We start from the raw sequence: 25,672 nt of genomic DNA, 5'->3' as shown, positions 1-25,672 counted from the left end.
GCGGTGGGCGGTGGGCGACGGGGCGACGGGGCGACGGGCGACGGTTCGGCGCGCGACGGGGCGGCGAAGCGCGAGTTCGGCCGGACGAGAGTGCAGCCGGCTGCGGTCAGCAGGCTGCGGTCAGCAGGCGTCTGGAACGTCAGGGTCAAACGAAAAAGGCCGCCAGGAGCGCCGGCGGCCTTTGGTTCGTACGCGTTCGTGGGGAAAAGGATCAGCCGTTGTCGGCCGTTTCCTGTAGCTGCGCTAAAGCGCTCAAAGCCAGCTCCGCCGTGCGCCCGATATGCGCGAAGGACGCCGCCGATGCCGCGTCGCCGTCGCGCCGCTCGATCGCGTCGAGCAGCTTGTTCATCTCGCGGTTCGATTCGTCGCCTCGGCCCGGCGTCGCGATGGTCAACGCGCGCAGCCGGTTGATGCGCGCGTTCAGCGTCTTGACGACGGTCAGCGACACGCGTTTTTGCGCGCCCTCGAACATCGCCTCGTAGAAGCGCTCGGTGTATTCGAGCACGCGCGGCATATCGCGTTGTACGAAGGCATCCTCGATGGTTTTGCGGATTTCGCGCAATTGCCGGACGAGTTCAGGCGTCGATTGTTCGGCGCACGCGCGCGCGGCATTTGCCTCCAGCAGTCCGCGCAATTCGTAGATCTCGCCGACCTGCTCGGGATCGAGCCGCGCCACGATCGGCCCCTTCTGCGCGACGATCTCGACGAGTCCTTCCGTCTCAAGATGCCGGAGCACTTCACGTACGACTGTGCGGCTCACGCCCAGCTCGTCGCACAGCGTACGCTCGACCAGCCGCGCGCCCGGCCGGAAATAGCCTTGCACGATTGCGCCGCGCAGCTTGTCTAGCGTGAGTTCCCGCAGGGTCTTGGCGTTGCGGTCGATTTTGAGATCTGACATAGGCGGCAAAGAGGAAAAAGGACGACGTCCCACTGCGCACTTCGTGCGTCGAAGCTGCGTCGAAACGCGACCGGCTGGAATGCCATATTATCGTTCATCTCGCCGTGATGCCGGCGCACGAGTGTCACGTTCTGGCTTAACTTCGCGGCGAGCGCGATCACGCGGATTACATCGCCGTTCTTCGCGTCGATGTTCTTCGCGTCGACGTTCTTCGCGGCGATGTTCTTCGCCTCGACGTTCGTCGCGTCGACGTTCGTCGCGTCGATGTTCTTCGCCTCGCCGTTCTTCGCGTCGATGTTCTTCGCGTCGATGTTCTTCGCGTCGATGTATCTCGCGGCCAGTTAGCGACTCGAAGCGCAGCCGGTTTGCAGGCATCAAGCGTCGGTCGTGTGGTCGCGCGCTCATCGAGCGCCGCGGCGCTGCAAGTTCACTCGATCGGCGAAGCGAACGACGGCAGCCGGTCCGCCTAGCGCAGTTGCGCGATACGCCGCGCGGGACTGGCCACGAGCAGCGCGATCGTCATCACGCAGAATGCCGCGCCCGCGTAGAACGTAGCAGCCGCGCCGATCCGGTCCCACAGCGCGCCCGCGATCACACTGGATATCAGCGTCACGATCCCGCTCGACAGATTGAAGATGCCGAATGCCGTGCCACGCAAGTGCGCGGGCGCGCTATGCGACACCATCGCCGCGAGCAGCCCTTGCGTCATGCCCATGTGCAGACCCCACAACGCGACGCCCACGAGCAGAACGCCCCAGTGAACTGCGTGCGCGAGCACGACATCGGCTGCGCAAAGAATCGCGAGCCCGACGATCAGCAAGCGGATATGGCTCGTCGAATCGGCAAGCTTGCCGAGCGGATACGCGGACAGCGAATAGACGACATTCATCGCGACCATCACGAGCGGTACGAGCGCAATGGGCACGCCGCTGTTCATCGCGCGCAACACGAGAAAGGCCTCGCTGAAACGCGCGAGCGCGAACACGGCGCCGACGGCGACGACCCACCAGTAGTCCCGTCCAAGTTGACGGATGTTGTCCCGGCGAATCGGATTGACACGCTTTGCGCCCGCATGCCGCAACGGCTCGTCGATGCCGAGCGTCAGCAGCACGACGGCCATCACGCCGGGAATCACGGCGAGCCAGAACGCGAGCCTGAAATCGTCCGCCCACATCAGCATGATGACGACGGCGAGCAGCGGGCCGAGAAAAGCGCCTACCGTGTCGAGCGACTGCCGCAGCCCGAACGCGGCGCCGCGCAGATGCGGCGGCGTGACATCGGCGACGAGCGCATCGCGCGGCGCGCCGCGTATGCCCTTGCCGATTCTGTCCATCACGCGGGCGGTCACGACGAAGCCGAGCGTCGGCGCAATCGCGAACAGCGGCTTGCTCAGCGCGCCGAGCCCGTAGCCCGCGACGGCGAGCCATTTGCGGTTGCCGAGATAGTCGCTGAGCGCGCCGGAGAACACCTTGACGACGGGCGCCGTCGCCTCGGCAACACCTTCGATGATGCCGATCGTCGCCGCGCTCGCGCCGAGGCTCGCCATCATGAACATCGGCAGCAAGCTATGGATGATCTCGGACGAAATGTCCATCAACAGGCTGACACAGCCGAGCACCCAGACGCTGCTGGGTATCTGTCGAAGCGTACTGAGTCGTGTCGGAGTTTGCATCAGGGGTTCAATGTGGGATCACTGCTCGGTCAGATGGCACGGCGCCGATGAAGCTAGCTGGCCGCGAGATACATCGCCGCGAAGAACAGGGCCGCGATCAGCGTGATCGCGCTCGCCGCGAAGTTCAGCCAGAACGCGACGCTTTGGGCCGGCGGCGTGATGTTGCACGCGCGGCACCAGCGCGCGTATCGGGAATAGAACGAACCCGCGTTGACGGTGATCCACATCAGCGAGAGTGCGCCGATGAAAAACGCCCACGCGAGAACGCCCAGCAGGACATGCGATCTTTCCATATCAGCGTGCCGTATTCGCGAAGCGGGCTCTTGCAGGTTCAGCCGCTGCTGCGTGAATAGTGCAACGACGCGAGCGTGCCGGGCAATTGCGATTGTCCATGAGTCGATAAAACCAGTGCTGTTCTTGTCGGGCCATTCTATCAAGCCGATAAGAAAGCTTTCTGTCAGTGCAAAACTCCCGCTTGATGATCAAGCGCATCTCCCCATCGTTTAAGTCTCGTTTAATCCGCCCCGCCTAGATTGAAATCGCCACGAAGTTGCGACCATCAACGGTAATCCGTTTGAACCGCTCGCTCAAATCGCGCGCGTCGAACACCAATGCCGCGTAATCGACGCGCTTATCTTCTCGATGGAGATCGTCATGAACGCATTCGCCAAAACAGGGCTTCTTGCCATTACGCTCGTGCTTGCGCAGTCCGCGAATGTCGCGTTCGCCGCGACGCCGAACCTGCCGCCGCTTCAGCATCAGGGCAACGTTGCGTATCTGTCGGGCGGCGTTGGCAGCGATCAGTCGGCCGCGCTCAAAGACGAAATGCATAAGTACCCGCTCGTGCTCGAATTCGCGGGCAAGACACATCAGGGTAATGAATATCTCGCGGACATCCCCGTTCATATCACCGACATGCACGGCATGACCTTGCTGAACGCCACTTCGCATGGCCCGTTCATGCTCGCGTCGCTGCCGGACGGACGCTACAGGATCACCGTCAGCTATGAAGGCAAGACGCAGCAGCGCGTGGTCGACGTCAAACCGTCGACGCATGTTCGCACGCTGTTCCTGTGGCCCATGCAAACGACGCAAACGACACAAGCAGCGCAAGCGAATGGGAGCACGACGTGAATGCAGTCACCGATGCGCCACCCGACGAGGCACGACGCCGATGGATGATCGCGACGACAGTAGCCGGCGGCATTGCAGGCGTAGCAGTCCTGACGCCCTTCGTCGATTCGTTCCGGCCTCCCGCATCCGCGCTGGCCGCGGGCGCGCCCGTGACGGTCGATCTCAGCCGTCTTCAGCCCGGCGACATGCTGACGGTCGCGTGGCGCGGCAAGCCCGTCTTCATCGTCAATCGCACCGATTCGATGATGGCCGCCGTACGCGCCGCCGATCATTTCGTCGCCGACCCTCATAGCGAGCGGCCGTTCTCGATGCCGTTGCCCGCGTATTGCAACAACGCGTACCGTTCGCGCGCGGAACGCAAGAAACTGCTCGTCGTGGTGGGCGTCTGCACGCATCTCGGATGCACGCCGAGTCCGCGCTTTCAGCCGGGCCCGCAGCCCAATCTGCCCGACGACTGGCCCGGCGGATTTCTCTGTCCATGTCACGGCTCGACTTATGACCTTGCGGGTCGCGTGTTCAAGGACAAGCCCGCGCCGCAGAATCTCGACGTGCCGCGCTATCGCTACGAGAGCGCGGACAGCCTCGTGATCGGCGCGGATGAGCATGGTGAAGCGGCGTAAGAGGCGTCGATGCCGGACTTTCGATAACGGCCATCCTCTTGCACGAGAACAGCCAGGAGACAAGATCATGACGGCCCCTCTAGCCTCGCGATAATACACGCCGCTGTACACTTCCGGGCAACGTCGCCGCCCCGCCGACGCTTCCTGAGCGATGCACCATGGACCGGATCGATGCAATGAAAGTGTTCGTCGCGACGCTGGACGAAGGGAGCCTTGCGGGCGCAAGCCGGCGCCTCGGCCGTTCTCCCGCTGCCGTGAGCCGCGCCATTGCGTTTCTCGAAGAGCACGTCGGGTCCCCGCTCTTGCATCGCACGACGCGCACCATCAAGCTCAGCGAAGCCGGCGAGCGCTATGCCGCTGCATGCCGGCGCATCCTGACCGATCTCGAAGAAGCCGACTTGCTGGTGGCAAGCGAGCGCGCCGCGCCGCGCGGCCTGCTCACCGTCACGGCACCTGTTGCTGCGGGCCAGGATTTGCTGCGGCCCGTCCTCGATGCCTTCATCGATCAATACCCCGCCGTCTCTGTCCGCCTTCACATGCTCGACCGTCCCGTCAGCCTGATCGACGAGGGCATCGATGTCGCGCTGCGCATCGCGCATCTGCCCGATTCGACGCTCATCGCGATTCCTGTCGGCGAAGTGCGGCGCGTCGTGGCGGCATCGCCGCGCTATCTCGCGACACACCCGAAGATTCGCGAGCCTGCCGATCTGGAGCAGCACCAGATCATCTCGATGACGCACTTCGGTCTCGACTCGTGGAGCTTTCCGCCGACGGAAGGCTCAAGCGTCGCGCAGGTCGTGCGCTTCTCGCCGCGCCTGATCGTCAACAGCATCGATGCAGCCGTGTCCTCTGCCGTCGAAGGGCGCGGCGTCACGCGCATTTTTTCCTATCACGTCGCGCAGCAGGTGAAGGACGGCAAGCTCGCAATCGTCCTGAGCGACAGCGAACACGCGCCCTTGCCCGTTCATCTGCTCACGCCGCACGGCCGCCTGTCGGTGCCGAAGGTGCGCGCGTTCGTCGACTTCGCCGCGCCGCGTTTGCGCCGGCACTTCAAGCAACTCCAGCGCATCACCGACGCGCGCTGATCCACTCATTGAACCGTGCGGCGAAAGAATGTCTGCCGCGCCTCGTGGATTCTCTCTGCTGACGGTTGAATCTAGACTTGCTCCATCGAAACGGGCCGTGCGCGGCCCAACTCGTTCAAGGAGCAGGCCATGGGTGCCGAACAGAAAGTGGTGATCGTCACGGGCGCGTCGCAAGGCATCGGCGCGGCACTGGTGGACGCGTTTCGCGACCGCAACTATCGCGTCATCGCGACCTCGCGCACGATCCGCGCGAGCGATGATCCGGATATCGCCACGGTGCAAGGCAATATCGCAGACCCGGAGACCGCGCAAACGGTGATCGCCGCCGCGCTCGAACGCTTCGGCCGGATCGATACGCTGGTCAACAATGCGGGCATCTTCATCGCGAAGCCTTTCGAAACGTACACACCCGAAGACTACGAAGCCGTCATGTCGATCAACGTGCACGGCTTCTTTCATATCACGCAGCGCGCGCTCGCCGAGATGAGCAGGAAGCGCAGCGGTCATGTCGTCAACATCACAGCGAGCCTCGTCGATCGCCCGCTCGCCGCGCGGCCCGCTGCGATGGCGGCGCTGACGAAAGGCGGCCTGAATGCCGTGACGCGCTCGCAGTCGATCGAATACGCGTCGCGCGGCATTCGCGTGAACGCCGTCGCTCCCGGCATCATCAAGACGCCGATGCATCCGCGCGAGAAGCACGACGCACTTGCGCGACTGCTTCCGCTCGGCCATCTCGGCGAAGTCGCCGATATCGCCGAAGCGGTGCTGTATCTGGAATCGGCGGCCTTCGTGACGGGCGAGATTCTGCACGTGGACGGCGGCAGCAATGTCGGAGCGTGAGCCGATTCTTTTCATTGCACGTACCACACGACATTTCGTTTTCGCACAACGAAGAACGGAGAAAACAATGCAGCCCGCAGTTCTCAACGCATCGACACAGCCCGCATTCAGCGTATGGCGCGGTACCGTGTCGGGAGCGAGCGCGAGTCTTGTCGGCATCGGCCTCGCGCGCTTCGCCTACACGCCGCTATTGCCCGCGATCATCGACGCACACTGGTTCGCCGCATCGACGGCCGCGTATCTCGGTGCCGCGAATCTCGGCGGCTATCTGGCGGGCGCGCTGCTCGGCGGCTACTTTGCAAAGCGCGCGAACACGACTCACGTGCTGCGCGCGATGATGCTGCTCGCAACGGTTGCATTCGTCGCCTGCGCATTTCCGCTGTCGTTCCTTTGGTTCTTCGTGTGGCGCTTCGCGTCGGGGCTTGCGGGCGGCACGCTGATGGTGCTGGCCGCGCCGACCATCCTCGCGCATGTGCCGCCTTCGCGCCGTGGGCTCGTGAGCGGCGCGATCTTTGCGGGCATCGGTCTTGGCATCGCCGCATCGGGCACGATCGTGCCACTGCTGCTGCGCGAGGGCGTCAAGGAGACATGGCTCGGACTCGGCGTGATCGCACTGCTGCTGACGGTCTCCGCATGGAACGGGTGGCCGAGGCACGACGCGCCCGCGCATCATCCACAGACACATCATGCAAAGCGCGCGAATCACTCGGGTTTCACGCTGCGCGCGCTGTATGCCGAGTACGCGCTGAACGCGGTCGGTCTCGTTCCGCACATGCTGTTTCTGGTCGACTTCGTATCGCGCGGACTCGGCAAAGGTCTCGATACGGGCGCGCAATATTGGGTTCTGTTCGGTCTCGGCGCGATCGCCGGCCCGTTGCTGAGCGGCCATCTCGCGGACCGCACGGGCTTCGGTTCCGCGTTGCGCGTGGGCTTCGTGATCCAGATCGTCGCCGTGCTGTTGCCGTTGATCAGCACGGAGCCCATTGCGTTGATCGCATCGAGCGTACTGATGGGCGCCGCCGTGCCGGGCATCGTGCCGCTCGCGCTTGGCCGCGTCAACGAGCTGCTCGCACATCAGCCGTCCATGCAAAAAGGCGCATGGAGCACGGCGACCACCGGCTTCGCGATCTTGCAGGCAAGCGCCGCGTACGGCCTGTCGTTTCTCTTCACGCAAAGCGGCGGCAATTACCGGATGCTCTTCGCGATCGGCGCCACATCGATCGCACTCGCGCTGGGCATCGACCTGTTCACCGCACTGCGCGGCCGAACGCGGCAACACGCGGCGCAATAAGCGAGTCATTGAAGGATATCCGGCATGAGCCAGCCCACTACACTCGAGATGCGCGCAACACCCGATACGTCGGCGCTCACCTACGCGCAACGCAACGGGAAGTACTGGAAACGCAATCTGTTCGTCTGCGTATTCGGTTCGTTCACGACGCTCGTCAGTCTCAGCATGCTGTTGCCGTTTCTGCCGCTTTACGTGAAGCAGCTCGGCGTCGAATCGCAGGCCGACGTCATCCAATGGTCGGGGGTGGCGTTCGGCGCGACGTTTCTCGGCACGGCCGTGACGGCGCCCATCTGGGGCAGGCTCGCCGACCGCTACGGGCGCAAGCCGATGTTGATTCGCGCAGCCGTCGGCATGGCCGTCGTGATGTCGCTGATCGGCATCGCACACAGCGTCTACGAACTGGTCGCGCTGCGCCTGATTGCGGGGCTCGTCGGCGGTTATGCGTCGGCGTCGACCGTGATGGTCGGCACGCAGGCACCGCGCGAGCGCGCCGGATGGGCACTGGGCCTGCTGTCGACGGGCGCGCTCGCGGGCAATCTGGTCGGGCCGCTGATCGGCGGTCTGCTGCCTGGCGTGATCGGCATTCGCGGCACGTTCTTCGCGGGCGGCGCGGTAATCGCCGTGGCCGCACTGCTCACGATCTTCGTCGTCAGAGAAGACTTCCAGCCCGCCACCGATGCGAAGCGCGCCGCGAGCGTCGCCGCCTCGGCCCAAGAGTCGCGCACGCGATACGCAGTGATCGGCGCGTTGCTCGTCACGGCGATGATGGTCCTGCTCGCCAACATGTCGATCGAGCCCGTGATTACCGTGTATGTCGGCAGCCTCGGTGTCGAGCCGGATCGACTGGCCCGCATTGCAGGCGTCGTGATGGCGTGCTCCGCGTTCGGCAGCATGTTGACGGCGGCGCGTCTCGGCGCGCTCGCGGATCGCATCGGCGCATGGAACGTGATCGTCGGTTGTCTCGTGGCGACGGGACTGCTGATGATTCCGCAAGCGTACGTCCATCAATGGTGGCAACTGGCCGCACTGCGCGCATTGATGGGCATGTCCCTTGCGGGGCTTCTGCCCGCCATCGCGAAGCTCGCGCGGCACGCCGTCGACGAGAGCAAGACGGGTCAAATGCTCGGCTATCTCCAGTCCGCGCAATTCAGCGGACAGGTGCTCGGCCCCGTGATCGGCGGTCAGATTGCCGTGCACCTCGGACTGCATTCGGTGTTCTTCGCTACCGGCTCGCTGCTGGTCGCGTGTGCTGCGTTCGCTCAGTGGGCGCGCGGACGATAACGCGCATGCTGTGTTGTGCCTATACTTCGTCCGTAGACTTTCGATGTTCTTTGTGGGAATCGACCGATTTACCGAACATCGCAACTGCTCGGGAGTGAAGTCATGTTCATTGCCATGAACCGTTTCAAGGTGGCCTTGGGTTCGGAAAAGACGTTCGAAGAAGTGTGGACGACGCGCGACACGCACCTCAAGGACGTCCCAGGCTTCATCGAGTTTCATCTTCTGAAAGGCCCGCAACGCGACGACCACGTGCTGTATTCGAGCTACACGATCTGGTCGAATCGCGCGGCCTTCGAGGCATGGACCCAGTCTGAAGCATTTCGCGCCGCGCATCGGAACGCCGGAAATGAAGCTCGCGCGCTTTATCTCGGCCATCCGGAATTCGAGGGATTCGAGGTCATCCAGACCGTGAAGTGATGGCGGGCTCAAATGCTTGCGAATCGCTCCGCACTCGATCGTACGGGCGCACCCGTCTTTCAGTCGAATGGCAGCGAATGCGTGTTCGGCAATTCGGTCATCGCGTTGACCTGGACGATTGCAGATCGATCTCTCGGCGAATTTCGTATCGTCGATCGCGCGCATGCGAAAACTCTTTCGGTCGATGCGCCGTTTGCAATCGCACTGGCTGACGGACGTTCGTTGAGCATCGGCGAATTGCAGATGATCGAGCCGTTGCGCGAAGAAACGCTGATCGCGAATGCCGACGCACCAGGAAAAGCAGAGCGCAGCGCCGGACGACGCGTGATCGCCATACTTCGCGACGTACAACGGCGTGTGCGAATCGAATGGGGTATCGAGCAGCGCGAGAACGCGCTTTATTTGCGGCAGTGTCTGTCGATTACCGCACTCGTGCAGGACGAGCGCATAGTCTCCGTTTCGCTCTTGCAGACGCGCGCGCCCTCCGCACAAAAGATCGGCGAACTCGAAGCGGTGCCCATTGTCGAGGGCAATGTCTATCTGGGCTTCGAGCTTCCAATGGCCGAAAGCAACGTGCGCGACGGCGTGGCCAGCTTCACGGTCACGCGCGAGTTGCCGCTCGACAAAGGGAAGACTCTCGCTTATTCCGCCGTGGCAGGTGTGTTTCGCGAAGGTCAATTGCGCCGCGATTTCGCCGCCTACGTCGAGCAGGAGCGAGCGCACCCTTATCGTCCATTTCTTCACTACAACTCGTGGTACGACATCGGCTTTCTCACCGCCTACACGCAGGATCAGGCGATAGAACGCATTCACGCCGTGGGCCGTGAACTGCATGACAAGCGCGGCGTACAACTCGACTCATATCTGTTCGACGACGGATGGGACGACTACAGCGGCGCCTGGCGATTCAATCGCGCGTTTCCCGACGGTTTCGTGCCTTTGAAGAAGGCCGCCGCGCGTTATGGCGCTGCGCCAGGCGTGTGGCTGTCGCCGTGGGGTGGCTACGGCCCGCCTCGAAAAGAACGCGTGACGCGCGGCCGTGCTGCCGGATACGAAACTGTCGGCGATGGATTCGCACTGTCCGGGCCCAGGTACTATCAGCGCTTTCACGAAGCCGCGATAGACATGTTGACACGACACGGCGTCAATTACTTCAAGCTGGACGGCACAGGCAACGCGAACGTCGTCGTGCCCGGCAGCCGCTTCAACAGCGATTGGGATGCCGCGATAGAACTCATCGAGGATATGCGCTGCGCGAAGCGTGATGTATTCGTCAATCTCTCCACGGGAACGCTGCCGTCGCCATTCTGGCTGCGCTATGTCGACTCGATATGGCGAGACGGCGCCGATTGCGGCTTCGCTGGCCCGGGCGCGGATCGCGAACAATGGATCACCTATCGCGACACCCAGACTTATCGCAATGTCGTATGCAAGAGCCCGCTCTTTCCGCTCAATTCGCTGATGCTACACGGCATCATTTACGCGCAGGAAAACGCTCGGCTCAACTCCGATCCCGCGCATGCGTTCGCAAGCGAAGCGCGTTCTTACTTCGGCAGTGGCACGCAATTGCAAGAGCTTTATGTCACGCCGTCGCTGCTAAAGGAACGCGATTGGGATGTTCTCGCGGAGGCCGCAAAATGGGCGCGCGACAATGCCGATGTGCTGCGCGATTCTCATTGGATCGGCGGCGCGCCGGATGAACTCGAAATTTACGGTTGGGCCGCATGGACGCTTTCGAAAGCGATCGTCACGCTACGCAATCCGAGTGATCGTGTGCAGAGCTTTTCGCTTGACCTGAGAGAGCATCTCGAACTGCCGCAGGGTATTGCGTGCAGATTCAATGCACGCTTTCCGTTTATCGACTCTGCCGCGAATCTTCCATTGCTATGGGACGTCTGCCATCCTCAGGCGATTCGACTCGATCCGTTCCAGGTACTCACGCTTGAGTTTTCACCGGCAACGCCTACGTCAGCGTAGACGCCAGCTCGATCGGCTTCGCTTCCGTCTGGTGCAGATCGAAGACGGTAATCGTGTTGTCGCCGGGCTTGAGCCACGGAGCGGGACAATAGAGCCGCATTTGGGGGCCGATATTCCAGTATCGTCCGAGATTGTTTCCATTGACCCAAACCACGCCTTTCGTCCATTGGCTCATGTCCAGATACACATCGCCCACCGTATCCAGCGACAGCGCCGCGCGGAAGAATAGCCCCGCTCTGTTCGGGTAGGAGCACATAGGGCGAATATTCTCGATAAACGAAGCGTCCATCGGAAGAAGAAAAACTTCCCAACCCGTCAAAACCCCGGTCACTCCCGACTCGTCGCGCAACGCAACAGGCTCGACAAGTCCTTTGCGGTCGATCATCGCGTGCCCATAGTTCACACGGCCCATGCCTTCGACGAGCAGGTCCAGTACCGCTGCCTCATTCGATCCAGACGACGCAAGCGCAAGCGGCTCGCGATGCCTGATATTCAGCGATTTCGCGCGAGCTCGCGGCATGCGAGCGCGTGACGCGCCGCCCACGTATTCACCGCCGATGAAAACGCATGCATAGTCGTGAACATCGCCGATATCCAGCCTGCCGCCTCGATAATGTTCAAGTCGCTTCCGGTACACGACGAAGCCGGACACCTGGCCGTACATCTCGAACGGCTGCGGATCGACGGTCTGCCCAGCGGGCAGAGAGGGCGGAAGGTTGTCCCAGACGGACGCGAATCGCTGCGGAATCAAGGAGCGAATATCCGTAGCGAGCGTGGCGACGGGCTCAGGCACGTCAGGCAGTGGCCTCGCAAGATAGCGGGAAACGATCTCGCGATACTTCATGTACTTCGCGGTCGCCACGCCTTGCTCGCTGATCGGCGCCGAGTAGTCGTAGCTCGTAATATCCGGCTGATATTCGCCCGTATCGGCATCCACATTCGCACCGGCATGGAAGCCGAAGCTCGTGCCGCCATGAATCACATACAGGTTGAACGACAAGTTCTTTCGCATCAGTTCGTCGAGGGTCGCGGAGAGATCGACGGCCGTACCTTGCAGCGCGCTGTCGCCCCAATGTGTGAGCCAGCCCGGATAGACCTCGCCCGCCATGACGGGCACTGCGGGAAACATCTTGCTCGCCGCTTCGATTTGCGCCGCATCGCCGTTGCTCAACGCGATTGCGCCATCGACGACATACGTACGGTTCTGTTCGACTTGCACCAGACCGTCTTCGGTATAGAAAGGCCCTTCGATTCCGCCGCGAATCCAAAGCTGCCTGATTTCTTCGAGGTAGGCAGCATTACTCGCATACGATCCAAATTCGTTTTCGATCTGGATCATCAGAATCGGGCCGCCGTGAATTGCCATTAGCGGCTTGACGCGTGGGACGAGTTCGCCAATGTAACGCGCGACAGCCGACATGTAGCGCGAGTCGCTCGCCGAATCGGTGCGCAGCTGGATATCCGTATAACGCAGCAGATAAGACGGAATTCCACCAAGATCCCATTCGGCGCAGACATACGGACCCGGCCTGAGCAGCACCCACATGCCTTCGCTCTGGCAGAGGCGAATAAACGCCTCGATATCGCGGTTGCCGGTGTGAAAGTCGAATGCGCCCTCGCTCGGCTCGTGGCAATTCCACATGATGTACAGAGCGATGGTATTCATCCCCATTGCCTTTACCATCTGAATGCGGTGTCGCCAGTATTCGACGGGAATGCGCGCCGGGTGCATTTCCCCGCTGCGGATCTGAAAAGGCTTGCCGTCGAGCACAAAGCCATCGCCGTTCTTCGCGAAGGAAAAGACGTGCGCGCTGTTCATTTCGCCTTCTTCTCGCGCATGAAGCGCAATGCGAAGCGCACGAGCGATGGCATCGTGTGCGGACGAAGCAGGCGCTCGTCGTAACCTGAGAATCGCCGGTCGTTCTCTTCGAGGCACAACATCATCAGTTCACGCACGTCGATTTTCGCGCCGGATACGGCCTGTGCGCCGTTCACGGTGAAATTGTTATCCTGCTTCTGTTCGTTTCCTTCCGCGTCGAACGTGCGCGCAAGACCGATGCGCTCCCAGCCGAGAAACACCCATACGGCCGCCACTTTCAGCTCGAATCGGATGCGCTGCCACCATGACAGCTTCGCGCGATGCCACGCCACCCAGTTCGCAAACAGAAGAATATGGCGGCATTCTTCCTGCATCACCGGCTCGAACGTATCGATCAGCTCAGGTGGAAAGAGTCCGGAGCGATGCGCGACTTTGAACAGGCCGAATGCGAAAAAGCTGTCGATGCATTCGCTATAGCCCGTGACGAGATAATCCCATTCGGCGTCTTTTGGGAATACATAGAGCGCCTCGCTTGCAAGCGGAATCACGTACGCGGCAACCATCCGCGACAAGACCTCCTTGTGACGGTTTTCTTCCCACGCGTTCAACGCGAGCGCGCTGCGCATCTCGGGTTCGTCGATGGTCGCGGCGTAGGCTGCCATGCGCAGTCTCGCTTTGCCTTCCGTCTGCACGGCGATGTCCCAGATCGGCAGCGAGACGATCCGTTCGAGCGCATCCGGCTCGAGCTTCGGCCAGTCCAGCACCGACGGTCGATAGGGATTGAACGTTTCGCGAAACATCCGGCACGTTTCGCGCAAGTGGATTTCTGAACCTGGCTTGAACGGGCCCGCGACGTGGCTCGTCCAGTTTCGCGTGTTGATTTCGGCGGCATCGACCATTTGCCGGACGGGCGTGCACTGCGCCAGTGCCGGCGCAGTGAAGTCCGGAATCATCTGTTCGACGTCGAATGTATCAAGCGTCTGCTCGCTCATGGGGTGCTCCACCAGAGAACAGCTTGCGTTATTGATTCGGACAATCTCCGCTTCATGCATTGGAATGAACGCGTGTCATCTGCACGTCACGATGCGTGTCGGCGGATCAGCCGGCCATCAGTGTATGTCGGCGTCAAGACAAGCGCTTTTAAGCAGCCATCGGCAGCTTAGCGGCGACCGCAGCTAACATGCCATAGCATCGGCAGTTTTTCGCGTACGGGCGTTCGAGATTGGGGTCCGGGCGACGCTGTGAGGTGTCAGACGGAACTCGATGTGCTCGCGCAACCACCCACGAAATCCGCCGCCATCCGGCAACGGTCACATGCTCCAGCTTGCAAAACTGCGCAAGCGTCGGACACTGTTTCATACGCGGATGCCCCCGCGCGGCCAGCCCGAACATTCGCTCGGCGAATAGTACCCGGCGACGCGGCCCCGAGGGCAAGTCGTCGCTGGTGTGAAAAGCCAGATCGATATCGCCGTGCTCCGCCTGCCTGACGATGCGCGCCGGCGCCATTTCGACCGCGGCCGCTGGCGGACCAGGCTCTGACGTAGCATTGGGCTGCTTCATGTATAGCGTCTTATGACCTCATGCAGCCGGTCACAGGATCTGGCGAGCTTTCTCTCCGGTGAGGTCGCGACACCCAACAAGAGTCCTGACCTCGCGGAGGCCCGCGACGCATACCAGGGCGACAGGGGTGCGGGACCCAATCCGAACGCTAACAATGCTCTCGCGATGGAGACGTCCGAGATGCCGTCGGACAACCGCACAAGTACGGCCAAGCCGGCAGTCGTTGTTTCGAAAGCACGCTCGCCGAGGCATTTCAGCAACGCGTCGCGTTGACCGATATAAAGCCGCTTCATGCGTCGAAGATGACGCATGTAGTGTCCGTCGCGCATGAACTGCGCCGTCGCCAGTTGCACGGACAGCCAAGGCGCCGGAGCCAGGCATGCTGCCACTTCCGAGAACCGGGACACAAGCGGCAAGGGGGCGACGACGAATCCCAATCGCAGTGCAGGACTGATCGTTTTACTGAAGGAGCCAATATGAATGACGCGCTGGCCACGATCAAGCGACGCGAGCGCCGGCGCGGCGCGAGCGGTCAGTTGCAGCTCGCTCAGGTAGTCGTCTTCAAGGACCCAGACTCCTTCTTTCGCGGCCCAGTCGAGAAGGCGCAAACGCCTGGCGAGCGAGAGCGTGGGACCGAGCGGTGCCTGCTGCCCGGGAGTGACGACGACCAGATCGGTATTCGGCTCATGTTGGAGGCCGTAATCGATATTGAGCCCTTCCGCATCGACGGGTATCGGCGAAAGTGACATACCCGCGAGTTCCAACCCGTGTCGAGTGAACGGAAAACCCGGGTTCTCCACCCACGCCCTTTTGCCCTCGAGGCGCAGTACACGTAATGTCAGTCCGAGCCCGCCGCTAAACCCGCTCGTGATAATGATCTGGGCGGGTGAGCACGTGAGGCCGCGCGAAATAGCGAGGTAGGCAGCTATCTCGCGCCGCAGTTCCCGTTCGCCCCGAGGATCGGGATAAACGACTGACGCGCAGGACTCCGCGCGTAGAGCGAATGACCGAACTTTTGTGAAAAGTCGGGCGGGTAGCGTTTCCTGTGCAGGCACGCCCATCTGGAAAAGCGCTGGCCCTGCAGTGAGTTCCCCGTACATCTCCATGAACGAGCCCGGATCAGGCCGTTCTTCCACGTGAACGGGAGCGGGCGGCCGATCCGCCACCCGAGTTCCCGTCGCCCGGGAAGCAATGATAAGTTGCGCGTCGGCAAGTCGGTCGTATGCCAGGCGCACCGTGCCCCGGGCAACGCCAAGTTGGGCCGCGAGGTCCAACCACGATGGCAGACGTGCCCCCGGCGCAAGCACGCCGCTCTCGATTGCAGTGCTGATTGCTTTGCGGATCTGCTCGGCCAATGGCGTCTTCGCAGACCGATCGAGTTGTATTTGCAGTGGCTTGGTCATCCGGTCATGGTACATAAAAAATGTTCATTCCTGGTTCTTACTTGTGGCCCAGAGCGCAGACACAATGCAAGGGCCATAAGGAGAAGCATCCTCATGAACATTCGATCTGTCCTCGGTGCTGCATGCGCATCCGTCGCCTTCGCCGTCGCAATGCCTGCTACCGCACATGAGACGGGTGAAACCGTTACGCCCGACTTCGAGCATGTCATCCCCAACATTCCTGGCAAGTCGTTGACCGCCGTCGTCATTGACTATGCCCCTGGTGGAGCGTCGCCGTCACACGAACACGCAAAGTCGGCTTTCATCTATGCCTATGTCGTCTCGGGTGCCATCGAGTCACAAGTGAACGACGGCCCGAAGCGAACCTATCACGCAGGTGAAAGCTTCTTCGAGGAGCCGGGCTCCCTTCATCGTGTGAGCCGTAATGCGAGCAAGACCAGGCCCGCGAAACTGCTGGCAGTGTTCGTGGTTGATTCCAACGACAGGCCGCTGACCACACCGGTCAAGTAAATCGGGCACATCACGACGTAAACACATGAGCAAGCGTTCCGGCTGCAACCAGATCGCGACCACAGGCATCAAGGCGTTTAGCGGTGTCTACGGCCACGTCATGCAGAGCGGCCTTTCGCCTGTTCTCGTCGAACTGGCTTAGCCTCGTGTCTCACGGATCAACAACTGTGCTTACTGCCTCGACATCCATACGCGCGACCAGCTGAAGAAAGGCGTGAAGGTCGAAAACTGGCGTTGGTACAGGCATGGGCCGAAGCCCGCGTTCTGATTGACGAACGTGAGCGTGCTGCCCTTGCGTGAGTCGAGTCGGTAATTCGTGTTGCGCAGACCGGCGCTCATGATAAGGATGACGAACCATCTATTCGCAATGTTCGATGAGGTTGAACTCGTAGATCTGTATGCGCCGATCCGCGCTTGCCGAAGTACCGCGGGCCGACTGCAAGAGACTCATCCGTTCAGCAACCGCCAGAAGCAGAGGAGAAAACGTCGCCCTACATCTTGAACGAAAGCCGGTACTCGTTAGAGCGAAAGCACTCTTGTCCCTCAACCTGTCCTTTCACCAATAGGATTAAGCATGATCAACGAAACTACGACGAGCAACGCCGTCATCGAATGTATCCTGAGCCGCAGCGCCGCGAAGTACTACGACCCCGCCGCCACCCTGAGCGACGACCAGATCCGCGAGCTGGTGCAAATCGGCACCACCGCGCCGACATCCTTCCATTTGCAGAACTGGCGCTTCATCGCCGTACGCACGCCCGAAGCCAAGGCCCGGCTGAGTCCGATCGCCTGGAACCAGCCCGCGATCACGGAAGCAGCCGTTACCTTCATCGTCTGCGGCCAGCTGGCCGATTCCAGCGTGATACCGGCGCGCCTGGCTCCGCTGGTGGAAGCGGGCGTCATGCCGGCCGCGATGGTGCCGGAATGGGAAATCCCCGCACGTGATCTGTACATGGAGTACCCGCAGCGCCAGCGCGACGAGGCCGTACGCACCGGCACCTTCGGCGCGGCGGCGATGATCTACGCGGCCCGCTCGCTGGGTCTCGGTTCGACGCCGATGATCGGTTTCGACGCCGAAGCGGTGCACCGCGAATTCGGACTGGCCAGGGACGAAGTGCCCGTCATGCTGTTGTCCATCGGGGCCGAGCGTCCGGGAAACTGGGCGCAGAAGCCGCGCCGTCCGCTGGCCGATGTGCTGGATCTGGTATAGGCGCGTCGCCGCGGCAATGACCGCGCCGAATACTTTCCTCAATTAGTGAAACCAGTAACTCAAGGACGACTACGATGCCAAGAAGTACCGCTCTAAAGCCGGACCAGGTGCCGGCCGATTCGAAACCGACTCTCGATGCGTTCACCAGGAACATCGGATTCACCCCGAACATGATGGCGACCTTCGCGCAAAGCCCGATCGCGTTCAACGCATGGGCCACCCTGCTCGGCTCCTTGAGCAAGGCGCTCGACGTGAAGACGCGTGACAGCATCGCCCTTGCCGTCTCCGAAGTGAATGGCTGCAACTACTGCCTGACGGTTCACAGCTTTACGGCCAAACAGATGGCCCAGCTGCCGGCCGATGAAATCATTCTCGCCCGGAAAGGCCATGCCGGCGACCCGAAGCGCGACGCCGCCGTCCAGTTCGCACGCAAGGTCATCGAGGCCCGAGGCCAGGTCAGTGACGCCGATCTGCAAGCCGTCCGCGATGCCGGCTACACGGATGCGAACGTCATGGAGATCGTCGCGCTGGTGGCCATGTACTCCCTGACGAACTTCTTCAATAACGTGTTCGATCCCGAGAAGGACTTTCCCGCCGTTACGCCGGCTGGCTCGATCTGAACCCGATCCGCTCGCATCGAGCATCTCAGAGGGGCCTGGAAAGTGTCATGCCATGCGAGCAACGCCAACGCCCGGATGGACCCTGGAAAGACCTTTGGGAACGTGTTCGGGCTTTTCGGTGCCGACAAGGTCAGGACACGTTCACACCAAAATCAAGATTCCACTGTGACGGGATCGTCACGCGTGGTGCATTTGCTTCGGTCGGAGACGTCGGCTCGATCGGCATTGAAACGGAACAATATTTTCCTGGGTAAAGCATGAACAAATCACAGAAGGTTGTTGTCGTCACTGGCGCGTCACAAGGCATCGGCGCTGAAGTCGTAAAGGCATTCCGAAAGCTCGATTACCGCATTGTCGCGACCTCGCGGTCGATCAAACTGTCGGACGACGAGAATATCCTGAGCATCGCCGGTGACATCGGCGATCCCGCAACTGCCCAACGTGTCATTTCCGAAGGCGTCGCACGATTTGGCCGGATCGATACGCTGGTGAACAACGCGGGCATCTACATCGGAAAGCCTTTCACCGAACACACCGCCGAAGACTACGCCGCCGTGATGAATGTGAACATGGCGGGCTTCTATCACATCACGCAACTCGCGATCGCCGAAATGGAAAAACATTCGAGTGGCCATGTAGTGAGCGTCACGGCCAGCATAGACCACGCTGCAATCAGCGGGATCTACTCGGTCCTGGCGGCTCTGACGAAGGGCGGCCTCAACGCTGCCACGAAGTCACTGGCGATCGAGTACGCCAAGAAGGGCATTCGCGTGAACGCCGTCGCTCCGGGGATCATAAAGACGCCGATGCACGCGCCTGAAACTCACGAAGCGCTGGGAGCTTTCCACCCTATCGGACGCATGGGTGAAACAAGCGATATTGCCAACGCCATCCTCTTTCTCGACTCGGCGCCGTTCGTTACTGGAGAGATCCTGCACGTCGACGGCGGGCAAAGTGCAGGCCGCTGAGATGCGCCACCACTGATCGTGTCGCGACTCGTCTCGCCGCCCGGCAGGGCGGGCCGTGAGGTACTCAATGAATCGCGTTGCGGCGACACATCCCTGAAAAGAGTTCGCGCAAGCGAAATTCGGCTTCGAGAACGCATCGATCGGGACGGCATCGTCAACAGATGCGGCACATAGGGTCGCTGTCACCGAGATTGGTCACGGGCAGACAGGCGCCCGGAGAAACGACACCGTGAGCGGCTCGTCTGCATGCGCACGGTCCGGGCGCGAGAGGAAATGCGACGTACGCATCGGCAGATGTGCCGAATGTCGGTCGAACCATCGGCGAGTGATCCACGCGGCGCGATGAATTTCCAGCTCATGGTGTGAGATTCGCGCCGACGAACATGCGTCTATCGGCGTCGGCTTCATCGTAACTTTCCACGACGACTGCCCTGCCTCCGATGGGCAGAGTACTTCTGAAAAGGTGAATCTATGACCTGTCGAAATGAGGACAATATCGTTCGACGTGCACTGATTGCTCTTTTGGCACCGAACGCGTTTGCGTCGGGGGTCACTGCAAACACGGACATCCGCAAGAAGAAGTATCGTCGAAGCGGTCGCGCTGCAACCAGGACATTTGAGCCTGTGGTTGCCGAACCCGTCCCCGCTCGCGTTTCGATTGTCGAGCGGCTTACCTCGCAAACGCTCAGCGTCTGCTGGAGCGACGCGACATTGGGTCGTTACTCCGAACAGACATGGCGACTGGGACGCGCGCGTATCGATTCGTATTGCCTGTTGACGGGCAGACGGATTCGATATGGCGACCAGGTCTTTCGACCTCTGACGCAGCAACGCTATCTCTCTCCTGAATACAACCGGATGATCCTTGCTTGTGTCGTGAATGATTTTTGCCGCACCGCTGTGTCGGCTCGACAGGCAGTGGGCGCGGCCTAGCGTGGCTCAACCAGACGAAAGGATAGGCGGAATTGCGTTGTGTTCCCGCGCCACGATGGCCTTCGGCTGACGGCCGTGAACCGCTGCAACCGCAAGCCGTTGGCGTGCGGCGAAGCGCCTACTTTACCGATGAGCCTTGCTATCTGGTTCGGAGGTCGAATGCTCGAAACAGCTCCGTCACCAGACGCTGCGCCTGGGCCTGACTACTGATGTTCGTGAATCCCATCAACAGGCCGCGACGCCCGGGCGAGCCGTTGCGCCATGTCGTCAGTGCACGCACGCCGAAGCCTGCGTCGCGCGCCCTGCTGGCAAGAGCGACGTCGTCGAGATCTTCGCGCACGTCGACCAGCAGATGCATGCCGCCATCCTGCAGATGAACGACAAAGCCATCTGCTGCATAAGGCGCGAGCGATTCGGCGAGCATCGCGCGCCGGCGCGCGTAAAGCGTCCGCATTCGCTTGATATGCCTGGAAAAATGGCCTTCGGCGATGAAATCGGCTACCACCGCCTGCATGAGTTCGGGACAACCGCCATGCACGGTACGCCTGCACGCCAGTTCGAACCGCGGCACGAGGTTCGGCGCGACGACCACATATGACAGCCGAAGTCCAGGGAACAACACTTTGCTGAGCGTCCCGCAATAGATCACGCGACCGCATGCGTCCATGCTTTTCAACGCGGGCAACGGATGGCCGCGATAACGATATTCGCCGTCATAGTCGTCCTCGACGATCCATGCATCGTGCTCGTCCGCCCAGTCGAGAAGTTCGACGCGCCGTTGCAGCGGCATCGCAACGCCCGTTGGACTCTGATGCGATGGTGTCACGACAGCGAGCCTTGCGTTCCTGAATCGCTTTCGCCCAAAACCGACGTCGAGCCCATGTTCGTCGACGGGCACGTTGCAGACTCGTAGACCCATGCGCTTTAGCGTTTGCGCGGTCGGCGGATAGCACGGATGTTCGATCCACGCGCTCTCGCCTGCCAGTCCGAGTGCATCGACGATCAAGGCAAGGCTCGCGGTGTAGGCGGGAACGATAAAGACCTGCGCGGCGTGCGCGTCGATGCCGCGCGAGCGGTGCAGATAGGCCGCCAGCGCTTCGCGCAACGGCATGTATCCCGCTGGCGGTGGCTTGTTCAGCGATCCCACCTTGCGCGCCTGCCGCGTCATCAGCCTCGCCCAGAGCTTCCTCGGAAATTCGTCGAGCGCAGGCAGGCCCATCTGCAACGGCGCGGGATTGCCGCCGTCCGTATCGACGATCGCTTCGGGCGCCGACGGGCGTACGAATGGGCGTGCGGCGACGGGCGCTTTCTTCGCGTGAGCGGGTTTGGCGGGAGCTGTGTGCTCCGAAACGAATGTCCCCGCGGGCCCTCGGGCAACGAGGTAGCCCTCTCCGAGCAGGCGGTCGTAGGCGACCTGCACCGTGCCGCGCGCGACACCGAGCTCGGTGGCCAGCGCTCGCAACGACGACACCTTCTGGCCGGGACTCAGCTGTCCCTGCTCGATCATCGAGCGAAAGCGCGCGTAGATCTGCTCGTGAATGGGCGCGGCCGCACGGGCCATTGGCTGGGTCATGGCCTGGTCCAAAGCAAAGAAAATGTCCCTGTCAACTATGTCACCGAACGACGACACTGAAGCCTACACCAACCCTCGTTCATCGGCATCATGACAGACGCACCGATTCTCCGACATGCCGAAACAGACGCCGACGTGATGGCGTGTTTCGGCGTCATCCAGCAATTGCGTCCGCGTTTGCAATCATCCGAAGAGTGGCTCGCCCGTGTCGCGTTGCAACGCGCACAGGGTTATCGGCTGCTTGCCGTTTGGGAAGGCGACAAGCCCGTGGCGCTCGCCGGCTACCGACGCATCGACAACCTGATTCACGGCCGTTTCATCTACGTCGACGATCTGATCACGGATGCAGCGGGGCGCGGCCGAGGGCATGGCGAGCGCTTGCTGGGCGAATTGCGCACGCTTGGCCGCGCGGACAACTGCAACCGGATGGTGCTCGACACGGCGCTCGCCAATGCACTGGCGCAACGTTTCTATTTCCGCTTTGGCTTGTTGGCCAGCGGTCTTCACTTCAGCATGGATCTGCAATGAACAGTCTCAAGTTGCTGCAACTCGATTGCAGCCCACGGCGCGAGAACTCGACGAGCCGGCATTTCACCCATCATTTGCTACCCGCGATGGCTGAGCGTTTCGGGCGAGACATTCAGGTCATCCGGCGCGACCTCGGCGCGGAGCCACTGCCGCCGATTACGGCCGAGTACGCGGAGTCGCTGGTGTTGCCCATTGCCGAAGCGAAGGCGCGCTTCGGTGCGGCACTCGCTCTTTCAGACCATTTGATTCAGGAGCTCGATGACGCCGACATGCTCTGGATCTCGGCGCCCGTACACAACTTCACGGTGCCCGCCGTGCTGAAGAACTGGATCGATCTCGTAGTTCGTCGTGACGTGACGTTCAAGACGACCGAGAACGGCAAGGTCGGCCTGTTGCGCGACCGGCCGACATTCGTCGCGGTGACTTCCGGCGGCGCCATGTTTCGCGAGCCCGCGCTACAGCCCGACTTCTTTCGTCCTTATCTGAAAGCGGCGCTCGGCGTGATCGGACTCGAGGACGTCACGTTCATGCACGCCACGGGCCTCGCATTTGCGGACGAACCGCTTTCCGTCGTGGAGACGAAGGCGGGGCAGTGGCTACGCGAGGCGTCTATTAGACAAATCATCCCTGCCGTCGTTTAACTCATGGCTTGACCCGTCGCTTCAGGAACTCATCGCGATGAGTTCCCCGCGCCCGGACGGCGCCTGAAAGCGGTCGGGTCCATGCCGTGCATCGCGTGGAACGCCTGCGAGAAGTTGCTTCGACTCGTGAAGCCGACCATCCTCGCGACCTCAGCGACCGGGCGCGTGGTCGTCGCCAGCAATTCGGCCGCTTTTCGTAGCCGCACGAGCTTCAACATGCTCATCGGCGGCTGCCCGAATGCCTTCATGAACTGGGCGGCAAACGCGGAACGGCTCATGCCGGCGATATCGGCTAACCGCTCCACGGTCCACGGCGATGACGGGCGCTCGAAGATTGCTTCGAGCGTCCCTGCGAGCCGCTTGTCGGCAAAGCCTGCCGCCCACGGCAGCTCTATTTCCCCAGAGTCGATCTGCCGCCGCATCACCATGATCAGGCACTGCTTGAGCAGTGCTTCCACCAGTGCGCGCGAGCCGAGCCCCGGCTGTGCGCATTCTGCCAGCAGCATGACGAACTGGTTCTTCAAACCCGACTGCCCATCGAACTGCGCGATCAGCGGCCGACGCATCGCGCTGAATGGGTCCATGCCGTGATTCGTGTCGAGCTTCAATTCACCGCATGCCGTGGCGATGCCGGCCGCGCCGTCACCCGCCTGGATTGTCGGCACGGTTTCTCGCGAAGGCCAATCTGTGATACGTCCGTGGTTCGTTTCGTTGCTGGTCGACGGATGACCGCTTTCGATCGCGTAAGCAACGCCAGGCGGTAACAGCACAAAACTGTGCGAACTCAGCGCGACGCGCTCGCCCGTTTGCGTCACGAGTGCGCCTCTGCCTTCCATGCAGTAGTGAAGGCTTGTCGTTGCGCAGGCGTCGAAGCGGGCGCTCCAGCCGTCGCGAATGTCGCACAGGGTGAAATTCGCCACGCCGATGTCAAGTGCGGCGAGAAAGCGTTCGAGGACGGGAAGCTCAAAGATAGCGCGACTAGTCATGGACGAATTCGAACCAGATCGAGACCAAATGGAACGGGCAACTCTCTACTATAAGCGTGCAGACCATTGATTACAGGAGAAGCCCATGTTCGATATGAAGCATCTTAGCCGACTCAGGAAGCTGGACGAAAACGCACCGGAAGCGATGAAAACCTTCTGGGCATTTGACAAGGCGGTCTTTGAAGAAGGCGCGTTGAGCGTGCAACAGAAGCAACTTATTGCCGTCGCCGTCGCATTGACGACGCAGTGTCCCTACTGCATTGAACTGCACACTAAAGCCGCGCGCGACACAGGCGCCAGCGAAGCGCAACTGTCGGAAGCCGCACTCGTGGCGGCGGCCATTCGTGCAGGCGGCGCCGTCACGCACGCGTCACATCTGTTCCGGGCTTAAGCTCGGTCGAGAGTCCCGGTTGGACCGGGCTCTCAAACCTGCATGTTCGGGCGAGCGTGCTTACTTGTGCCCGGAGCGTCATGCAGAGCGGCCTTTCGCCTGTTCTCATCGAACTGACTAGCCTCGTGTCTCACAGATCAACAACTGTTTCCATGACCTCGACGTGCCATCTACTCAGGATGACGAACCATCTATTCGCAATGCTCGATGAGCGGGCATTAGTGAATCTGTATGCGCCGATCCGCGCTTGCCGAAGTACCGCGGGCCGACTGCAAGAGACTCATCCATTCAGCAACCGCCAGAAGCAGAGGAGAAAACGTCGCCCTACATCTTGAACGAAAGCCGGTACTCGTTAGAGCGAAAGCACTCTTGTCCCTCAACCTGTCCTTTCACCAATAGGATTAAGCATGATCAACGAAACTACGACGAGCAACGCCGTCATCGAATGTATCCTGAGCCGCAGCGCCGCGAAGTACTACGACCCTGCCGCCACCCTGAGCGACGACCAGATCCGCGAGCTGGTGCAAATCGGCACCACCGCGCCGACATCCTTCCATTTGCAGAACTGGCGCTTCATCGCCGTACGCACGCCCGAAGCCAAGGCCCGGCTGAGTCCGATCGCCTGGAACCAGCCCGCGATCACGGAAGCAGCCGTTACCTTCATCGTCTGCGGCCAGCTGGCCGATTCCAGCGTGATACCGGCGCGCCTGGCTCCGCTGGTGGAAGCGGGCGTCATGCCGGCCGCGATGGTGCCGGAATGGGAAATCCCCGCACGTGATCTGTACATGGAGTACCCGCAGCGCCAGCGCGACGAGGCCGTACGCACCGGCACCTTCGGCGCGGCGGCGATGATCTACGCGGCCCGCTCGCTGGGTCTCGGTTCGACGCCGATGATCGGTTTCGACGCCGAAGCGGTGCACCGCGAATTCGGACTGGCCAGGGACGAAGTGCCCGTCATGCTGTTGTCCATCGGGGCCGAGCGTCCGGGAAACTGGGCGCAGAAGCCGCGCCGTCCGCTGGCCGATGTGCTGGATCTCGTATAGGCGCGTCGCCGCGGCAATGACCGCGCCGAACAACCAGGCGGATGCCGCGCGAGAGGCAACCGCAAGGTACCTCCCACTCGAAGGCCTGACCCGCTTCGATCCAGGACGTGGGCAGGAAGCAAGCCGGGGGATGGTTCTCACACGGACTTTCCTCAATTAGTGAAACCAGTAACTCAAGGACGACTACGATGCCAAGAAGTACCGCTCTAAAGCCGGACCAGGTGCCGGCCGATTCGAAACCGACTCTCGATGCGTTCACCAGGAACATCGGA

27 protein-coding genes and 2 pseudogenes are annotated in these 25,672 nt (G+C 61.5%); 20 read left to right on the top strand and 9 right to left on the bottom strand.

Annotated elements, in window-relative coordinates; all coding sequences use genetic code 11:
- Nucleotides 1-211 precede the first annotated feature (211 nt).
- A complete protein-coding gene (locus AB4Y32_RS39060) occupies nucleotides 212-898 on the bottom strand; it encodes a GntR family transcriptional regulator (RefSeq protein ID WP_368726372.1) in 687 nt (228 codons plus the stop codon).
- 189 nt (nucleotides 899-1,087) lie between these two features.
- Here AB4Y32_RS39060 and AB4Y32_RS39055 point away from each other — a divergent pair, with 189 nt between their 5' ends.
- Nucleotides 1,088-1,243, top strand: coding sequence for a hypothetical protein (locus AB4Y32_RS39055; protein ID WP_368726371.1), 156 nt, complete (start codon nucleotides 1,088-1,090; stop codon nucleotides 1,241-1,243).
- Nucleotides 1,244-1,364: 121 nt separating this feature from the next.
- Here AB4Y32_RS39055 and AB4Y32_RS39050 read toward each other — a convergent pair whose 3' ends face one another.
- Nucleotides 1,365-2,570, bottom strand: a complete 1,206-nt coding sequence (locus tag AB4Y32_RS39050) for an MFS transporter (protein WP_368726370.1) — start codon at nucleotides 2,568-2,570, stop codon at nucleotides 1,365-1,367.
- Between the two features lie 53 nt (nucleotides 2,571-2,623).
- Nucleotides 2,624-2,863, bottom strand: a complete 240-nt coding sequence (locus tag AB4Y32_RS39045) for a hypothetical protein (RefSeq protein ID WP_368726369.1) — start codon at nucleotides 2,861-2,863, stop codon at nucleotides 2,624-2,626.
- Nucleotides 2,864-3,224: 361 nt separating this feature from the next.
- Between AB4Y32_RS39045 and AB4Y32_RS39040 the strand changes: the two genes are divergently transcribed.
- The 8 genes from AB4Y32_RS39040 to AB4Y32_RS39005 all read left to right on the top strand — a co-directional run bounded on the left by AB4Y32_RS39040 (nucleotide 3,225) and on the right by AB4Y32_RS39005 (nucleotide 11,215).
- Nucleotides 3,225-3,704 carry a carboxypeptidase regulatory-like domain-containing protein gene (locus tag AB4Y32_RS39040; protein ID WP_368726368.1) on the top strand — a complete coding sequence of 160 codons (480 nt, stop codon included), beginning with the start codon at nucleotides 3,225-3,227 and terminating at the stop codon, nucleotides 3,702-3,704.
- Entirely contained in the window at nucleotides 3,701-4,324 is a 624-nt protein-coding gene (gene petA / locus AB4Y32_RS39035) for a ubiquinol-cytochrome c reductase iron-sulfur subunit (RefSeq protein ID WP_368726367.1), read from the top strand. Before AB4Y32_RS39040 ends, petA begins: the two co-directional genes overlap by 4 nt.
- Nucleotides 4,325-4,482: 158 nt before the next feature.
- Entirely contained in the window at nucleotides 4,483-5,409 is a 927-nt protein-coding gene (locus AB4Y32_RS39030) for a LysR family transcriptional regulator (protein WP_368726366.1), read from the top strand.
- Nucleotides 5,410-5,538: 129 nt separating this feature from the next.
- Nucleotides 5,539-6,249 carry an SDR family NAD(P)-dependent oxidoreductase gene (locus AB4Y32_RS39025; RefSeq protein ID WP_368726365.1) on the top strand — a complete coding sequence of 237 codons (711 nt, stop codon included), beginning with the start codon at nucleotides 5,539-5,541 and terminating at the stop codon, nucleotides 6,247-6,249.
- Between the two features lie 67 nt (nucleotides 6,250-6,316).
- On the top strand, nucleotides 6,317-7,540 hold the full coding sequence (locus AB4Y32_RS39020) for a YbfB/YjiJ family MFS transporter (protein WP_368726364.1): 1,224 nt from the start codon (nucleotides 6,317-6,319) through the stop codon (nucleotides 7,538-7,540).
- A gap of 24 nt (nucleotides 7,541-7,564) precedes the next feature.
- Nucleotides 7,565-8,821: an MFS transporter gene (locus AB4Y32_RS39015; protein ID WP_368726363.1), complete on the top strand. Its 1,257-nt coding sequence runs from the start codon at nucleotides 7,565-7,567 to the stop codon at nucleotides 8,819-8,821.
- A gap of 102 nt (nucleotides 8,822-8,923) precedes the next feature.
- Complete coding sequence (locus AB4Y32_RS39010) at nucleotides 8,924-9,238, top strand: antibiotic biosynthesis monooxygenase (RefSeq protein ID WP_368726362.1); 315 nt, start codon at nucleotides 8,924-8,926, stop codon at nucleotides 9,236-9,238.
- Nucleotides 9,239-9,250: 12 nt separating this feature from the next.
- Complete coding sequence (locus AB4Y32_RS39005) at nucleotides 9,251-11,215, top strand: enterotoxin (RefSeq protein ID WP_368726361.1); 1,965 nt, start codon at nucleotides 9,251-9,253, stop codon at nucleotides 11,213-11,215.
- Here AB4Y32_RS39005 and AB4Y32_RS39000 read toward each other — a convergent pair.
- From AB4Y32_RS39000 to AB4Y32_RS38985, 4 genes are all read right to left on the bottom strand, one after another.
- Nucleotides 11,202-13,034, bottom strand: coding sequence for a beta-galactosidase (locus AB4Y32_RS39000; protein ID WP_368726360.1), 1,833 nt, complete (start codon nucleotides 13,032-13,034; stop codon nucleotides 11,202-11,204). The genes AB4Y32_RS39005 and AB4Y32_RS39000 overlap by 14 nt on opposite strands.
- Nucleotides 13,031-14,026 carry a ferritin-like domain-containing protein gene (locus tag AB4Y32_RS38995; protein ID WP_368726359.1) on the bottom strand — a complete coding sequence of 332 codons (996 nt, stop codon included), beginning with the start codon at nucleotides 14,024-14,026 and terminating at the stop codon, nucleotides 13,031-13,033. Before AB4Y32_RS38995 ends, AB4Y32_RS39000 begins: the two co-directional genes overlap by 4 nt.
- Before the next feature lie 148 nt (nucleotides 14,027-14,174).
- On the bottom strand, nucleotides 14,175-14,540 hold the full coding sequence (locus tag AB4Y32_RS40845) for a hypothetical protein (RefSeq protein WP_439899903.1): 366 nt from the start codon (nucleotides 14,538-14,540) through the stop codon (nucleotides 14,175-14,177).
- A gap of 50 nt (nucleotides 14,541-14,590) precedes the next feature.
- Nucleotides 14,591-15,997, bottom strand: coding sequence for a MocR-like pyridoxine biosynthesis transcription factor PdxR (locus AB4Y32_RS38985; protein ID WP_368726358.1), 1,407 nt, complete (start codon nucleotides 15,995-15,997; stop codon nucleotides 14,591-14,593).
- 93 nt (nucleotides 15,998-16,090) lie between these two features.
- Between AB4Y32_RS38985 and AB4Y32_RS38980 the strand changes: the two genes are divergently transcribed.
- From AB4Y32_RS38980 to AB4Y32_RS38955, 6 genes and pseudogenes are all read left to right on the top strand, one after another.
- On the top strand, nucleotides 16,091-16,507 hold the full coding sequence (locus AB4Y32_RS38980) for a cupin domain-containing protein (RefSeq protein ID WP_368726357.1): 417 nt from the start codon (nucleotides 16,091-16,093) through the stop codon (nucleotides 16,505-16,507).
- Between the two features lie 25 nt (nucleotides 16,508-16,532).
- Nucleotides 16,533-16,904 (top strand): annotated as a pseudogene (locus tag AB4Y32_RS38975) (carboxymuconolactone decarboxylase family protein); the annotation flags it as partial.
- A 177-nt stretch (nucleotides 16,905-17,081) separates the two neighbouring features.
- Nucleotides 17,082-17,717, top strand: coding sequence for a nitroreductase family protein (locus tag AB4Y32_RS38970; RefSeq protein WP_368726348.1), 636 nt, complete (start codon nucleotides 17,082-17,084; stop codon nucleotides 17,715-17,717).
- 74 nt (nucleotides 17,718-17,791) lie between these two features.
- A complete protein-coding gene (locus tag AB4Y32_RS38965; RefSeq protein ID WP_368726356.1) occupies nucleotides 17,792-18,337 on the top strand; it encodes a carboxymuconolactone decarboxylase family protein in 546 nt (181 codons plus the stop codon).
- Between the two features lie 257 nt (nucleotides 18,338-18,594).
- Nucleotides 18,595-19,305 (top strand): SDR family NAD(P)-dependent oxidoreductase, encoded by a 711-nt coding sequence (locus AB4Y32_RS38960; protein ID WP_368726355.1) that lies wholly within the window; start codon nucleotides 18,595-18,597, stop codon nucleotides 19,303-19,305.
- Between the two features lie 471 nt (nucleotides 19,306-19,776).
- Nucleotides 19,777-20,238, top strand: a complete 462-nt coding sequence (locus AB4Y32_RS38955) for a DUF3331 domain-containing protein (protein ID WP_368726354.1) — start codon at nucleotides 19,777-19,779, stop codon at nucleotides 20,236-20,238.
- A gap of 139 nt (nucleotides 20,239-20,377) precedes the next feature.
- Here AB4Y32_RS38955 and AB4Y32_RS38950 read toward each other — a convergent pair whose 3' ends face one another.
- Nucleotides 20,378-21,811, bottom strand: coding sequence for a MocR-like pyridoxine biosynthesis transcription factor PdxR (locus tag AB4Y32_RS38950; protein ID WP_368726353.1), 1,434 nt, complete (start codon nucleotides 21,809-21,811; stop codon nucleotides 20,378-20,380).
- 90 nt (nucleotides 21,812-21,901) lie between these two features.
- Between AB4Y32_RS38950 and AB4Y32_RS38945 the strand changes: the two genes are divergently transcribed.
- Both AB4Y32_RS38945 and AB4Y32_RS38940 read left to right on the top strand, forming a co-directional pair.
- Nucleotides 21,902-22,339, top strand: a complete 438-nt coding sequence (locus AB4Y32_RS38945) for an N-acetyltransferase family protein (RefSeq protein ID WP_368726352.1) — start codon at nucleotides 21,902-21,904, stop codon at nucleotides 22,337-22,339.
- Nucleotides 22,336-22,980: an FMN-dependent NADH-azoreductase gene (locus AB4Y32_RS38940; RefSeq protein WP_368726351.1), complete on the top strand. Its 645-nt coding sequence runs from the start codon at nucleotides 22,336-22,338 to the stop codon at nucleotides 22,978-22,980. Before AB4Y32_RS38945 ends, AB4Y32_RS38940 begins: the two co-directional genes overlap by 4 nt.
- Nucleotides 22,981-23,009: 29 nt before the next feature.
- On the opposite strand, the gene AB4Y32_RS38935 is transcribed toward AB4Y32_RS38940, so the two are convergent.
- Nucleotides 23,010-23,966 (bottom strand): helix-turn-helix domain-containing protein, encoded by a 957-nt coding sequence (locus tag AB4Y32_RS38935; RefSeq protein WP_368726350.1) that lies wholly within the window; start codon nucleotides 23,964-23,966, stop codon nucleotides 23,010-23,012.
- A gap of 85 nt (nucleotides 23,967-24,051) precedes the next feature.
- On the opposite strand from AB4Y32_RS38935, the gene AB4Y32_RS38930 reads away from it, so the two are divergent.
- From AB4Y32_RS38930 to AB4Y32_RS38920, 3 genes and pseudogenes are all read left to right on the top strand, one after another.
- Nucleotides 24,052-24,357 (top strand): carboxymuconolactone decarboxylase family protein, encoded by a 306-nt coding sequence (locus AB4Y32_RS38930; RefSeq protein WP_368726349.1) that lies wholly within the window; start codon nucleotides 24,052-24,054, stop codon nucleotides 24,355-24,357.
- 407 nt (nucleotides 24,358-24,764) lie between these two features.
- Nucleotides 24,765-25,400: a nitroreductase family protein gene (locus tag AB4Y32_RS38925; protein WP_368726348.1), complete on the top strand. Its 636-nt coding sequence runs from the start codon at nucleotides 24,765-24,767 to the stop codon at nucleotides 25,398-25,400.
- 188 nt (nucleotides 25,401-25,588) lie between these two features.
- Nucleotides 25,589-25,672 (top strand): annotated as a pseudogene (locus AB4Y32_RS38920) (carboxymuconolactone decarboxylase family protein); the annotation flags it as partial.

This window comes from Paraburkholderia phymatum (assembly GCF_040965635.1).
GTDB classification, from domain to species: Bacteria; Pseudomonadota; Gammaproteobacteria; order Burkholderiales; family Burkholderiaceae; genus Paraburkholderia; species Paraburkholderia phymatum_B.
Note: the sequence above shows the minus strand (reverse complement) of the source record. Positions and strands in the feature narration are given on the sequence as shown.